Here is a 14088-nt window from a genome sequence, read left to right as displayed (position 1 = left end):
CTTGGTTTATTTTTCCAGTTTAGCTATGGCTTCGCCAAACTCGCGGAGATCGTCAAATGAACGGTAGACAGAGGCAAACCGGATGTAAGCCACTTTATCCAGCTCAATCAGGGCATCCATGACCAGATTACCAATCATGTCTGATTTCACTTCCCGCTCACCCGTTGCACGCAGACGAGATTTGATAGTGTTGATGGCGCGTTCAATGTCATCAGCGCTGACAGGCCGCTTTTCAAGCGCACGTTCTATACCGCCGCGCAGTTTCTCTTCGTTAAACGGCTCGCGGCTGCCATTGGTTTTGATGACATGCGGCATCACCAGCTCAGCGGTTTCGAACGTCGTATAACGTTCACTGCACGCCAGACACTGACGACGTCGGCGAACCTGATGTCCATCAGCGACCAGACGGGAATCGATTACTTTGGTGTCATTGGCACCACAAAACGGACAATGCATCTTGCCTCCTCAATTTCGTCGCCTCAGTGTACCCCAAATCAACCGCTATGCGAGGACTTAGCCCATTATTTTTATCAACAAAAACGGCATCCCAGGGATGCCGTTGAACAAGATAGACCCAAGAGCGGATCGGTCTTTAATGGTGTTTAGTGACACCCATTGTGCTGGCTTATGCGTAAACCGGCAGGCGCTGGCAGATTTCCAGCACTTTGGCTTTGGTCGCTTCGATAACCGCGGGGTTATCGATATTGTCCAGCACATCGCAAATCCAGTTCGCCAGTTCTTTGGCATCTTCAGTGTTGAAGCCACGGCGGGTAATTGCTGGTGTACCGATACGGATACCGGAAGTCACAAACGGGCTGCGCGGGTCATTCGGAACACTGTTCTTGTTGACCGTGATGTTGGCCGCACCCAGTGCTGCATCGGCGTCTTTACCTGTGATGTTCTTGTCAATCAGATCAACCAGGAACAGGTGGTTTTCGGTGCCACCGGAAACGATTTTGTAACCGCGCTCCAGGAACTGGCTGACCATGGCTTTCGCGTTATCCACCACACGTTGCTGATACGCCTGGAACTCTGGCTCCATCGCCTCTTTGAACGCCACGGCTTTGGCTGCAATCACGTGCATCAGAGGGCCGCCCTGACCACCAGGGAATACCGCAGAGTTCAGTTTCTTATACAGATCTTCACCCGCGTTTGACAAGATCAAACCGCCGCGAGGACCGGCCAGTGTTTTGTGCGTTGTGGTGGTGACCACGTGCGCATGCGGCACAGGGTTAGGGTAAACACCTGCTGCAATCAGACCGGCTACGTGCGCCATATCCACGAAGAAATAAGCGCCGGCTTTGTCTGCGATTTCACGCATCCGCTTCCAGTCAACGATTTGCGAGTAAGCGGAGAAACCACCGATGATCATTTTCGGCTTGTGTTCCAGTGCCAGCGCTTCAACTTCTGCGTAGTCGATCTGGCCGGCTTCATCAATGCCGTAAGGAATCACGTTGTACAGCTTACCGGAAAAGTTAACCGGTGAACCGTGCGTCAGGTGACCGCCGTGTGCCAGGCTCATGCCCAGAACGGTATCGCCGGCATTGAGCAGTGCCATGTATACAGCGCTGTTGGCCTGAGAGCCTGAATGCGGCTGAACGTTGGCATATTCGGCACCAAACAGCTGGCAGGCACGGTCAATAGCCAGTTGCTCGGCTTTATCAACATACTCGCAGCCGCCGTAATAGCGCTTGCCCGGGTAGCCTTCTGCATACTTGTTGGTCAGCTGTGAACCCTGTGCTTCCATTACACGCGGGCTGGTGTAGTTTTCAGAAGCAATCAGCTCAATGTGCTCTTCCTGACGGGCAGTCTCTTCCTGGATGGCCGCAAATAGTTCTGCGTCATAATCAGCAATATTCATGTCACGCTTTAGCATCAGTCTCTCCTGACTCAGATAGTTCTCAAATTCGTTGACCTAAGTATCAGACAAGGCCAGACACTTAGGTCAACGCGGGATAATTGGCATTTTTCCTCATTCAGACAAAAAACACAACCCCAGTAACCACGGCGACGCAAACGTTTTCGTCACACCGGAAGATTAAGCCGCATTTTAGCGAATTTGCTTCTCTACAGGTAGCCCTTTTCTGGTTTTTTAACCGGTTTTTTTGTTCGTTTTTTTCATCTGGAAGATGAATTTATTTCACCTTGTCACCGGTTTCCATTAAAAACATGACAGAGAAACCGTGATTGCAACCATGAAGCGAAAATAACAATTTACAAAACAGTAAAGAATTCATTACGGGTGGTTTTTCTTTAAGTTAGATCACACTATTCTTTTTTTATTTTCACTCTATATCATATCGCGCGCATTACCTTTCAGCATCAAGGCCACCCCGACTGGCAGGCTGTAAAGGAACCATTTTGGAGGTACAGATTGAAACACCGCGGTCACTCTCGCAAAGAAAACCTAATCGCTATTCTTACTGGTACATTCATCGTCGCGCAAGGCGTTTTTTTCTTACAGCAAGCCCACTTACTGACAGGTGGTACAACTGGCTTAGCACTTTTGCTTACCCATTTTGTTGATTTCAGTTTCGGCCAGCTGTATTTCGTTATGAACATTCCGTTTTACATCATGGCCTGGTGCCGGATGAACCGCCGTTTCGCACTGTCCAGTATTTGCTGCGGCGCATTAGTGTCTGTGATTACAGATAACCTGCATCACTTTGTTGAGATCAGTCAGTTTGATCCTGTGTACTGCGCCGTGATGGGAGGGATGCTGATGGGACTGGGTATGCTGATCCTGTTCAGGCATAACACCAGCCTGGGCGGATTTAACGTACTGGTGCTGTATCTGCAGGAGAAATTCGGGGTGTCAGCCGGTAAGCTTCAGATGGGTATCGATATCAGTATTCTGCTCTGTTCCTATGTCCTGATGACACCCACCATTCTGATGCTGTCACTGCTCGGTGCCGTGATGCTCAATCTGGTACTGGCCATGAACCACAAACCTGGCCGCTACAACGACGGCAAGGCCATGGCTAAAACCGCAGACTGATCACACGGCAACTGGCTCATGCAACAGTCCGGCATGGGCCAGTTTATCGAGTAATATTCCCCTCGCCTGGCGGCGTAAATCCCGGTCCAGCACATTGATGTTCACCGGCACCGTAATTGTCTTTCCTGCTTCAATATCGATCTGAATTCTAAGCTGGTTTTTAACAACCGCCACGGCAGACACCTGGGTATAAGGCACCCGATAGCAGCCCAGCCAGGGGTTAGGCGTAATAAATAATGCCTGAGGGGTCACCATCAGGGCGGTTTTCTTTTTACCGGCCAGGTTGCGGACAAAAATCACCACGCCCGCCACTACAGCCAGTCCGCCAAAGGGAATACCGACTATCATGGTCAGGATACCTATGCCGCACAGACCGAAAGCTAACGGGTCTTCATCGCAAAAACCAAACTGCGGATACTCAGGTTTCAGCTCGGGTTTGACTTCCTGCAACAGCCGCAGCTCCCAGCGCTTACAATCTGCCAGATAACAAATATGGAAGTACAGGCCAAAGGGAAACAGAACGAAGGTTGTCAGCAAACTCAGGCATTTTCCGGTGAGCGGGCTTCTTGTCAGTAGCCAGAGGCTCACGCCCTGAACCAGCACAGCGGCCGCCGCCAGCAAGGGCCAGAGTGACAGGATCTCCCGGTGCTCTTTGATAGCGGCAGCGATAAATCCGTTAGGGTTAACACTCAGGTTATTTGTCAGTAGTGGCGATGCGATCAGTACCGCGACTGCCGTCGTCAGCACCGAAATGGCAAGCCCGCCGCAAGTGGACAAAGACACGTGCTTCATGATGACTCTCCTTGAAGACACTGAAACAGAAGGATGATCAGACTGTTTTCAACGTCAGATACAGGCAACGTCAGCAAACAGGCAAAATCAGATTGGCTAAGGCATCAATGCGGCAGGGAAAACTGGATATTAAATAATCAGATCGAGAATCAGAGATGGCTCCATAAAGCACAGCCCCGGCACAAGGCCGAGGCTGCAAGGAGTAGCATAATGTTTGCGAAAACAATTCGTTACAGAGCAATCAGATCGCGTCTTCGTCTTCTTCACCGGTACGGATACGGACAACACGTTCAATATCAAACATGAAAATTTTACCGTCGCCGATCTTACCGGTTTGGGCCGTTTCGATGATGGTGTCGACACATTGCTCGGCCACATCATCGGTCACCACGATTTCCAGTTTCACTTTAGGCAGAAAATCCACCATGTATTCCGCACCGCGGTACAGTTCAGTATGGCCTTTCTGACGACCGAAACCTTTCACTTCGGATACTGTCATACCCGTGATCCCCACCTCTGCCAGGGCCTCACGCACATCATCCAACTTGAATGGCTTTATAATGGCTTCGATTTTTTTCATATCACAATATCCTTTGCTCAGCGGGGGTCGATTAAACAGGGACCGTTTTCGACGCCGGAAAGGCCCCATTATCACCGATTTTTCATAGAAAACTCAACGGCTCCCTATAAACTTACACCATTTTCTGATTCGCTGGCGCCTGCTGTCAGCGCAGAAAAAAACCGCTGCGAAATGCAGCGGTTTTCCTATCATCAGCCAGTCAGACATCAGGCTGTGAAAGATTAGCCCAGATTGACGCGCGCATTACGGAACATACGCATCCAAGGGCTGTTTTCGTTCCAGTCATCAGGATGCCAGGAGTTAGCCACAGTACGGAACACACGCTCCGGGTGAGGCATCATGATAGTCACCCGGCCATCCTGGGTTGTCAGGCCGGTAATGCCGTTAGGGGAACCATTCGGGTTGGCCGGATAGTTCTGCGTGACATTGCCGTAGTTATCAAGGAAACGCAGCGCAACCGTTCCTGACTGCTCTATCGCAGACAGATGCTCAGCATTACGCACTTCCACGCGACCTTCACCGTGCGACACTGCAATTGGCATACGCGAACCGGCCATGCCGTTCAGGAACAGTGAATCGCTCTGCTGCACTTCTACCAGGCTGAAACGGGCTTCAAAACGCTCCGACTCATTGCGCACGAAACGCGGCCACAGCTCAGCTCCCGGGATCAGGTCGCGCAGATTAGACATCATCTGACAACCGTTACACACGCCCAATGCGAAGGTGCTGTCACGGTGGAAGAAACGCTCAAACTGATCACGGGCCATGTTATTAAACAGCACAGACTTGGCCCAGCCTTCACCGGCACCCAGTACGTCACCGTACGAGAAACCGCCACAGGCTACCAGACCATTAAAGCCATCCAGTTCCACACGCCCGGACAGAATGTCACTCATGTGAACATCGCGGGCATCGAAACCAGCACGATCGAAGGCTGCTGCCATCTCAACGTGGGAGTTCACACCCTGCTCACGCAGAATGGCCATCTTAGGACGGGCACCGGTAGCGATAAATGGCGCGGCCACATCTTCGTTGATATCAAAGCTCAGCGAAGCACTCAGACCCGGATCCTGGCTGTCTTTCTTAGCCTCAAATTCCTGCACAGCGCCAGCAGGATTATCACGCATCGCCTGCATCTGATAGGTGGTTTCCGCCCAGATAGCGCGCAGCTCAGTGCGGTTTTGATCCAGCACCAGATCGTTCCCGTTCCAGATACGGACTGCGTCTTCGTCAACCACAGTGCCTATCACATGGCTGCACGATGCCAGACCGTACTTCGCCAGCTCGTTTTCAACCAGTGCCAGATCATCAGTCCGCACTTGCAGGACTGCCCCCAGCTCCTCGTTGAACAGCATAGCCAGTACATCGTCACAACTGTCGCCGTCTGTGGTGTTGATATCCACTTCAACACCGGTATGACCGGCAAAAGCCATTTCAGCCAGCGTCACATACAGGCCGCCGTCGCCACGGTCATGGTACGCCAGCAGTTTTTCGTCCCGCACCAGCTTTTGTACTGCGTGGAAGAAACCTTTCAGCAGTTCAGGGCTGTCAACGTCCGCAGGCTTATCACCCAGTTGTTTGTAGACCTGTGCCAGTGCTGTCGCACCCAGACGGTTCTTACCGCAGCCGAGATCGATCAGGATCAGGCTGGAGTCGCCTTGGTCGGTACGCAGCTGTGGGGTTACGGTTTTACGCACATCTTCCACGCGACCAAAGGCCGTGATCACCAGGGACAGCGGAGAAGTAACTTCTTTCTCTTCGCCGTTCTCCTGCCACTTGGTCTTCATCGACATGGAGTCTTTACCCACCGGAATGGTCAGGCCCAGCGCCGGACACAACTCCTCGCCCACCGCTTTAACGGCTTCGTACAGACCGGCATCTTCACCCGGGTGACCGGCTGGTGACATCCAGTTGGCCGACAGTTTAATCCGCTTCAGATCGCCGATATCGGCACTGGCAATGTTAGTGAGCGCTTCACCGACAGCCAGGCGGGAAGAAGCGGCAAAGTCCAGCAGAGCCACAGGGGTACGCTCACCCATAGACATGGCTTCGCCATGGTAGGTGTCATAACTGGCTGCGGTGACCGCACAGTTGGCAACCGGCACCTGCCAGGGACCGACCATCTGATCACGGGCAACCAGACCGGTCACCGTGCGATCGCCAATGGTGATCAGGAAGGTTTTCTCGGCAACGGCTGGCAGACGCAATACGCGATGGCTCGCTTCTGCCAGTTCAATCCCGTCACGGTTAATCGCACTGCCCTGCACCTTCTGTGTGGTCACATCACGGTGCATTTTAGGTGGCTTGCCCAGCAGAATGTCCAGCGGCATGTCGATTGGCGTGTTATCAAAATGACTGTCATCCAGAGTCAGATGACGCTCTTCCGTTGCTTCGCCCACCACAGCATACGGTGCACGCTCACGCTGACAGATAGCATCAAAGACAGCCATATGCTCAGGGGCAACCGCCATAACGTAACGCTCCTGGGATTCATTACACCAGATTTCCAGCGGGCTCATGCCTGGTTCGTCGTTAGGAACATCACGCAGCTGGAACTTACCGCCGCGCTCGCCATCGTTCACCAGCTCAGGCAAGGCATTGGAGATACCGCCCGCGCCGACATCGTGGATAAAGGCAATCGGGTTGTCATCACCCAGCTGCCAGCAACGGTCGATCACTTCCTGACAACGGCGTTCCATTTCCGGGTTTTCACGCTGTACCGAGGCAAAATCCAGATTTTCCGCCGACTGGCCGGATGCCATGGAAGATGCCGCGCCGCCGCCCAGACCGATATTCATTGCCGGGCCACCCAGCACGATCAGCTTGGCGCCAACCGGAATCTCTTTCTTCTGAACATGATCTTCACGGATGTTACCCATACCACCAGCAATCATAATCGGCTTGTGGTAACCGCGAATTTCTTCGCCATTATGGGAAGTGACTTTTTCTTCATAAGTCCGGAAGTAACCCAGCAGGTTAGGACGGCCGAACTCGTTATTGAATGCCGCGCCACCGAGCGGGCCTTCCAGCATGATATCCAGCGCAGTCACGATACGACCAGGCTTACCAAAATCCGTTTCCCACGGCTGCTCAAAACCCGGCACACGCAGGTTAGAGACAGTAAAGCCCACCAGACCGGCTTTGGGTTTACCGCCGATCCCTGTTGCGCCTTCATCTCGAATTTCACCGCCAGAACCGGTCGATGCACCCGGCCAGGGTGAAATCGCCGTCGGGTGGTTGTGGGTTTCTACTTTCATCAGGATGTGCGCCGCTTCCTGATGGTAGTTGTACTGGCGGTTTTCCGCATCCGGGAAGAAACGCCCTACCTCAGAGCCGGTCATCACAGCGGCGTTATCTTTATAGGCCGACAGCACATACTCGCTGTTCTGCTCATAGGTATTTTTGATCATCTTGAACAGTGACTTTTCCTGATCGACACCGTCGATAGTCCAGTCAGCGTTAAAGATTTTATGACGGCAGTGCTCAGAGTTTGCCTGGGCAAACATCATCAGCTCAATGTCGTTCGGGTTGCGACCCAGCTTGGTAAAGTTCTCAACCAGATAATCAATTTCGTCCTCGGCCAGTGCCAGGCCCAGTGCGATATTGGCTTCTTCCAGCGCGCGGCGACCGCCGGCCAGGATATCCACGCTCTGCAGCGGTGCCGGTTCGGCATGACGGAACAGGGCTTCAGCCTGAGCAACATCGTCAAAGACGACTTCCATCATACGATCATGCAGCAGCCCTTTAAGCACAGACAGCTGGTCTTGGCTCAGCGCTGCGTCGGTTTCGACATAATATGCCGTGCCGCGCTCAAGGCGTTTGATTTGCTCCAGACCGCAGTTATGGGCGATATCTGTTGCTTTGGAAGACCAGGGAGAAATGGTGCCGGGACGCGGAGTGATCAGGAACAAGCTACCCGTAGGTTCATGTTCGGCAATCGTAGGGCCATAGGTGAGCAGGCTGGTCAGCGTACCCAGCGCTTCGCTGTTAAGCGGCGATGCCAGCTCAGCAAAGTGCATGTATTCGGCGTAGATGCCGGTGACAGGCAGACCGGACTCTTGGCAACGCGCTAGCAGCTTGTTGACACGAAACTCAGACAGTGCGGGTGAACCACGCAAAATTTCCATGTGCGTACGACTCTCGATTAGCAGTTGAATGAAGGTGATATTGGCCTGCTCCCCAGCCGGGAATCACGTCAATGTCACCTTGTTCAGCGCCCTTTTTTCTCACTTGTCCGGGAGGAAAAATTACGATGGGCGATAGTATAAGGGAAAACACAGTGTGACGTAACACCTGACGCAACCGTTTGCGCTATTTTTTTTCAATCCGGCTGATATCCACAGCGATCTTTGACTACCAGCCCAAAATCGGACATTTTTTCACCTAAATCCAGACCGCCGGATAAGATCAAAGGGGGTCGGCTTTGTCCTGAATGCGACCTTTGGTATAAAGAACGACTGAATAAAAAAATGAGCATGCATTATTGAGACGAGTAGTTTTTTCCACTAATCTCCGCGCCTTTGTCGCCATACTACTGACAGCATTGACATTATCTGGCTGTCAGTGGGAAAGCGACACCCGCACTGAGCTGGAACGGATACGCGACAGTGGCGTTTTGCGCATTGGCACGCTGAATAACCAGATTTCCTACTATATAGGTCCGGACGGCCCTACCGGGCTGGATTATGACCTTGCGCAGCGCTTCGCAGACAAACTGGGGGTAAAGCTGGAAATGCAGCCTTTGTTCTCCTTATCCGGCCTGTTTCCGGCATTGAAACGGGGCGATGTCGATCTGCTTGCTGCCGGCCTGACCATGACGCCGGAGCGAGTACGCATGTTCCGGGCTGCGCCGGCCTATTACTATGCCAGCCAGATCCTGGTGTACAAGAAGGGTCAATGGCGGCCGCGTGATCTTGCCGATCTGTCTCAGAACAAGGGGTCTCTGACCATAGTCCGCGACTCCAGTCATGAGAAAACGCTGGATGTTGTCAAGAAAGACCACCCGACCCTGGTGTGGCAGACCATTGATGAAATTGACAGCGAGGAGCTGCTGCGCCAGGTCGCCGCCGGTGAGCTGGACTATACCGTCGCAGATTCAGTTGATGTCGCCCTCAGCCAGCGTATCCACCCCGATATTGCTGTGGCCCTTGAGCTGACAGATGACGAACCCATCGGCTGGTTCATGGAACAGAGCAATGACGATAGCCTTTATGCGCTGCTGATTGAGTTTTTCGGTGAACTGAAACAAAGCGGTGAACTCGCCAAGCTGGAAGAAAAGTATTTCGGCCATGTTGATCAGTTCGATTATGTCGATACGCGCGCCTTTTTAAGGGCGCTGGAAACTAAGCTCCCTCGCTGGGAAGGCACATTCAAGAAGTACGCCAGCGAATTTGACTGGCGATTGCTGGCAGCGCTCTCTTATCAGGAATCGCACTGGAACCCCAGAGCCGTTTCGCCCACAGGGGTGCGCGGCATGATGATGCTGACACTGCCGACGGCCAAATCCGTCGGGGTCCAGAACCGGTTGGATCCGGAGCAGAGTATCCGCGGCGGTACGGATTACCTGAGAAAGATGGTCGCCCGCGTGCCCGACAGCATTGAAGAGCATGAAAAGGTGTGGTTTGCCCTGGCCTCTTATAATGTCGGCTTCGGCCATATGATGGATGCCCGCCGCCTGACCAAAAAGCAAGGCGGCAACCCGGATGCCTGGAGCGATGTCAAACAGCGGCTGCCGCTGCTACGGCAACGTAAATACTACCGGCAAACCCGCTATGGATATGCCCGTGGCGATGAAGCGCTGCTGTATGTGGAAAACATCCGTCGCTACTATCAGAGCATCATAGGCTACGAGCAGGCGCACAGTCAGCCGGTGAACAGCGAGGGGATCCGTCTGGTTGATGACTGGCAGACAATTACCCCGGCCGAGCAGAAAGGCAACGCAAATAATACAGTTAGCGACACCGCCGAACAGACGCTGGATGAGGTGCTGGATAAAACCAAAGCTAACAAAAGCGTGAGCCGCTGATCCTTTCAGCGGCAGATCTTTCGGGGAAAGGCGCGTCACTGCCGTAACAGGGAGTGACAGAACGAAGTAAACGGGTGGCAGGCATTGTCACCCGTTTTTTACTGGTCTTTTTTGTGGCTGTCCTGAGTTGCAGGGGCCTGATCGGCCTGCTGCCTCAGGGCTTTTTTCTCGGCACGGCGGCGTTTAAAAAAGGCCTGCAGCTGCTGGCGACACTCAGCATCCAGCACCCCGCCCTGAAACGCCACATGGTGATTCACCCCTGAATAACTGAGCAGGTTCATCACACTGCCCGCGGCCCCGGTTTTCGGATCCGACGCGCCGAAAACGACCCGGCCGATGCGGCTGTGCACCATGGCCGCTGCGCACATAGGGCAAGGTTCCAGGGTGACATACAGCACCACATCCAGCAGGCGGTAATTGCTGCATACTTTTCCGGCCTGACGCAACGCCATGATTTCTGCGTGTGCCGTGGCATCATGCTGACCGATGGAACGGTTCCAGCCTTCACCGATCACCCGGCCATTGAGTACAGCAACGGCGCCGACAGGAACTTCACCTTCGGCTTCAGCCAGGCTTGCCAGTTCAATGGCACGCCGCATAAAAAATTCATCCTGACTGTTGATGTCACTCACCACGGGGTCTCTGATCTCACAAGGTTTGGGCGGAGGATTATAAGCCAAGCGCCGCCTCCTCTCCAGTGCCTAAGCGTCATGATGACAGCGACCCGCCCCGCAGTGGGCACAATGGCTAAATCTCTCCTACTTTATATGAATAGTTACCGCTGCTGAGAGACCACCATCATGGACACTATTAAATCCCGGGCCGCCATTGCCTGGGGACCGAATCAGCCCCTGACCATAGAAGACGTCGATGTCCAGCTCCCCAAAGCCGGTGAGGTACTGGTGCGTATCGTCGCCTCAGGCGTCTGCCATACCGATGCATTTACCCTGTCGGGAGAGGATCCGGAAGGGATCTTCCCCGCCATTCTCGGCCACGAAGGGGGCGGCATTGTTGAGAAAATCGGTGCCGGGGTCACCACAGTACAAGTGGGCGACCATGTTATTCCTCTCTACACCCCGGAATGCGGAGAATGTAAATTCTGTCTGTCGGGCAAAACCAATCTGTGTCAGAAAATTCGCGACACTCAGGGCAGAGGGCTGATGCCAGACGGCACCACACGTTTCTCCCTCAATGGCGAGCCGATTTATCACTACATGGGCTGCTCAACCTTCTCTGAATACACTGTGCTGCCTGAAATTTCAGTGGCGAAAGTGAATCCGGCCGCCCCGCTGGAAGAAATCTGCCTGCTCGGCTGCGGGGTCACAACCGGAATGGGGGCCGTGCTCAATACAGCGAAAGTGCATAAAGGCAATACTGTCGCCATTTTCGGCTTAGGTGGCATTGGCCTGTCCGCCATCATAGGCGCCACCATGGCCGGGGCATCCCGCATTATTGGTATTGATATCAATGAGCATAAGTTCGCTCTGGCTAAAAAGCTGGGCGCCACCGACTGTGTGAATCCCAAGGATCACGACAAGCCTATCCAGGAGGTCATCGTTGACATGACAGATGGCGGCGTCGATTTTTCTTTTGAGTGTATCGGCAATGTCAACGTCATGCGCTCAGCACTGGAGTGCTGCCACAAGGGCTGGGGAGAGTCGGTTATCATAGGCGTTGCCGGTGCGGGTCAGGAAATCTCCACCCGGCCATTTCAGCTGGTCACCGGACGGGTCTGGCGCGGCACCGCCTTTGGCGGCGTTAAAGGCCGTACCCAATTGCCCGACATCGTGGAGCGTTACCTTCAGGGTGAATTTCAGCTGCACGATTTCATCACACATACCATGCCGCTGGATGATATCAACCAGGCCTTTGAACTGATGCATCAGGGTAAGAGTATACGTTCTGTGATTCACTACTGAACCGGGACCATGGTATGAAGCTGGACAATGTCAGTGACAACAAATGTTTTATCGCACAGCGCCCGGCAGGTACCGGGCGCTGTAGTATCTGACGGGCACTTGTGCCTGATCAGAAACCCAGGGGCAGACCGAAGGCAAAGAAGATCACCAGCACAACTGTCCACATCAGCAGGAAAGCCGCCGAGTAAGGCACCATCATGCTAATCACATCCCCGAATTTCAGTTCAGGTTTATATTTGCGCATAAAGGCCAGCACAACACCGGCATAGGTCATCATAGGGGTAATAATATTGGTTGAAGAATCGGCAACACGGTAAGCGGCGGTCACCAAATCAGGGGTCATATTCGGGTTCACCTGATACAGCATGGGCACAAAGATCGGCCCCAACAGCATCCATTTCGACGTCATGCCGCCCACAAACAGGTTGATGAAGGCCGTGGTCAGGATAAAACCGATAATCAGCGCAACCGGGAATGACTGCAGTCCCAGCGAGCCTAAGAAGGTCGCGCCCAGATAGGTCACGTAAGTGCCAAGGCCGGAGTAACTGAGCATAGCCAAAAAGTTATAGCAGAAGAAAGTCAGCACCAGAATATAGCCCATGGTATTCATTTGCTTGACCATGGCTTTGACCACATCCTGCAGCGATGTGAACTTGCGGGTAGTCACCCCATAACAAAGGCCCACCACAACAAACACAAACGAAATCAGCAGAATGACATTGTCCAGGTATGGCGTAATTTCCCGGCCAGCAGCATTGGTATAGGGAGCCAGCGGGCCTGTCACCAGCAGATAAATACCCAGCAGAGCCGCAAGCAGCCCCAATCCCGCCATCCGCAACCCTTTTTGCTCTTGCGTCGTCAGTTTGAAATCATCCAGTTTGAGATCATCCGGCAACTCATAGCTCATGGCAGACAAGCGCGGGGCCACAAAACGTTTGGTCACCCAGGCGCCAACCAGGGTCAGTATAATCGTCGAGACAACGATAAAGTAATAATGCATGGTGGCAGGGTTAAGTGGCTCACCGCTGGCCGTGGTAAATGGAACACCCTGCGATTCGGCAAAAATACGGGCATTGACACCCAGGATGACATCAGAAGGTGTTGCGGGGATCAAGTTCGCACTAAAACCCGCCGACACACCGGCAAATGCCGCGGCCATACCAATCAAAGGGTTCTTGCCCAACCCGGCATACAAAAGGCCAGCCAGCGGGATCAGCACCAGATAACCGGCATCGCTGGCAACGGATGACATGATGCCCAGGAACACGACCATATAAGGCAGCCAGCGATCACTGATGTGCAGGCCGACTTTCTTGATCAGCGCGGCCAGTAATCCGGAATGTTCTGCAATGCCCACCGCCAGCATCACAATCAGAATCACGCCCAGCACACCGCGCCCAAACGCCAGCCAGTTCTGCAGCAATGCATTATCGAACAGCCAACGGACATGCTCAGTATCCAGCATATTCTTAATACTGTGTGTGACTGCACCGCCGTCAGCCCCCATCACGTCAAACTGCATACCGCCAATCAGGCTGGTCAGCACCAGCACAACGGCGAACAAGAACATGAAAATCACCACAGGATCGGGGATTTTCTGCCCGGCGCGTTCAATGAACGCGATAATGCCCCGCGATTTTTGGCCAGGACTCAAGGCTTCACTCATAGTCGTACTTCCTTATTAAATCGAATGAGTATAAAAATCGCTAAAGACTACCCCATCAATGCAAGTCAGTAAAACCATTAATAATTAATAGAGAAGCATAAAAATTAA

The 14088-nt window shown here is 53.2% G+C and carries 10 protein-coding genes; 3 read left to right on the top strand and 7 right to left on the bottom strand.

The genetic code is table 11. The features are described 5' to 3' along the window. Positions 1-6: 6 nt before the first annotated feature. Both nrdR and glyA read right to left on the bottom strand, forming a co-directional pair. Positions 7-456 carry a transcriptional regulator NrdR gene (gene nrdR, locus IFO68_RS16925; protein ID WP_027252933.1) on the bottom strand — a complete coding sequence of 150 codons (450 nt, stop codon included), beginning with the start codon at positions 454-456 and terminating at the stop codon, positions 7-9. Between the two features lie 169 nt (positions 457-625). Next, positions 626-1876, bottom strand: coding sequence for a serine hydroxymethyltransferase (glyA, locus tag IFO68_RS16920; protein WP_192017006.1), 1251 nt, complete (start codon positions 1874-1876; stop codon positions 626-628). Positions 1877-2374: 498 nt separating this feature from the next. Between glyA and IFO68_RS16915 the strand changes: the two genes are divergently transcribed. Continuing rightward, complete coding sequence (locus IFO68_RS16915; protein ID WP_192017005.1) at positions 2375-2998, top strand: YitT family protein; 624 nt, start codon at positions 2375-2377, stop codon at positions 2996-2998. Here the strand turns inward: IFO68_RS16915 and IFO68_RS16910 are convergent, their stop codons facing one another. From IFO68_RS16910 to purL, 3 genes are all read right to left on the bottom strand, one after another. Then, complete coding sequence (locus tag IFO68_RS16910) at positions 2999-3790, bottom strand: hypothetical protein (protein ID WP_192017004.1); 792 nt, start codon at positions 3788-3790, stop codon at positions 2999-3001. Positions 3791-4031: 241 nt separating this feature from the next. Then, positions 4032-4370, bottom strand: coding sequence for a nitrogen regulatory protein P-II (gene glnB, locus IFO68_RS16905; protein WP_027252937.1), 339 nt, complete (start codon positions 4368-4370; stop codon positions 4032-4034). A 221-nt stretch (positions 4371-4591) separates the two neighbouring features. Continuing rightward, the gene (gene purL / locus IFO68_RS16900; protein WP_192017003.1) at positions 4592-8497 is read right to left on the bottom strand and encodes a phosphoribosylformylglycinamidine synthase; all 3906 of its coding nucleotides are present in this window, start codon (positions 8495-8497) and stop codon (positions 4592-4594) included. Between the two features lie 407 nt (positions 8498-8904). On the opposite strand from purL, the gene mltF reads away from it, so the two are divergent. Continuing rightward, the gene (gene mltF, locus IFO68_RS16895; RefSeq protein ID WP_237028886.1) at positions 8905-10395 is read left to right on the top strand and encodes a membrane-bound lytic murein transglycosylase MltF; all 1491 of its coding nucleotides are present in this window, start codon (positions 8905-8907) and stop codon (positions 10393-10395) included. A gap of 98 nt (positions 10396-10493) precedes the next feature. Here mltF and tadA read toward each other — a convergent pair whose 3' ends face one another. Further along, complete coding sequence (gene tadA, locus IFO68_RS16890; RefSeq protein WP_192017057.1) at positions 10494-11027, bottom strand: tRNA adenosine(34) deaminase TadA; 534 nt, start codon at positions 11025-11027, stop codon at positions 10494-10496. A 168-nt stretch (positions 11028-11195) separates the two neighbouring features. On the opposite strand from tadA, the gene IFO68_RS16885 reads away from it, so the two are divergent. Continuing rightward, positions 11196-12314 (top strand): S-(hydroxymethyl)glutathione dehydrogenase/class III alcohol dehydrogenase, encoded by a 1119-nt coding sequence (locus tag IFO68_RS16885; RefSeq protein WP_225445297.1) that lies wholly within the window; start codon positions 11196-11198, stop codon positions 12312-12314. A gap of 109 nt (positions 12315-12423) precedes the next feature. Here the strand turns inward: IFO68_RS16885 and IFO68_RS16880 are convergent, their stop codons facing one another. Continuing rightward, on the bottom strand, positions 12424-13980 hold the full coding sequence (locus IFO68_RS16880) for an AbgT family transporter (RefSeq protein ID WP_192017001.1): 1557 nt from the start codon (positions 13978-13980) through the stop codon (positions 12424-12426). Positions 13981-14088: the final 108 nt, after the last annotated feature.

Origin of the sequence: Photobacterium arenosum, from assembly GCF_014841115.1 — a bacterium.
Classification (GTDB): domain Bacteria; phylum Pseudomonadota; class Gammaproteobacteria; order Enterobacterales; family Vibrionaceae; genus Photobacterium; species Photobacterium arenosum.
This window is presented reverse-complemented; position numbering and strand designations above follow the sequence as displayed.

Excerpts from the sequence above, each read along its gene's own strand:
- nrdR (WP_027252933.1), bottom strand. The coding sequence starts at position 456 with ATGCATTGTCCGTTTTGTGGTGCCAATGACACCAAAGTAATCGATTCC.
- glyA (WP_192017006.1), bottom strand. The coding sequence starts at position 1,876 with ATGCTAAAGCGTGACATGAATATTGCTGATTATGACGCAGAACTATTT.
- IFO68_RS16910 (WP_192017004.1), bottom strand. The coding sequence starts at position 3,790 with ATGAAGCACGTGTCTTTGTCCACTTGCGGCGGGCTTGCCATTTCGGTG.
- glnB (WP_027252937.1), bottom strand. The coding sequence starts at position 4,370 with ATGAAAAAAATCGAAGCCATTATAAAGCCATTCAAGTTGGATGATGTG.
- purL (WP_192017003.1), bottom strand. The coding sequence starts at position 8,497 with ATGGAAATTTTGCGTGGTTCACCCGCACTGTCTGAGTTTCGTGTCAAC.
- IFO68_RS16885 (WP_225445297.1), top strand. The coding sequence starts at position 11,196 with ATGGACACTATTAAATCCCGGGCCGCCATTGCCTGGGGACCGAATCAG.
- IFO68_RS16880 (WP_192017001.1), bottom strand. The coding sequence starts at position 13,980 with ATGAGTGAAGCCTTGAGTCCTGGCCAAAAATCGCGGGGCATTATCGCG.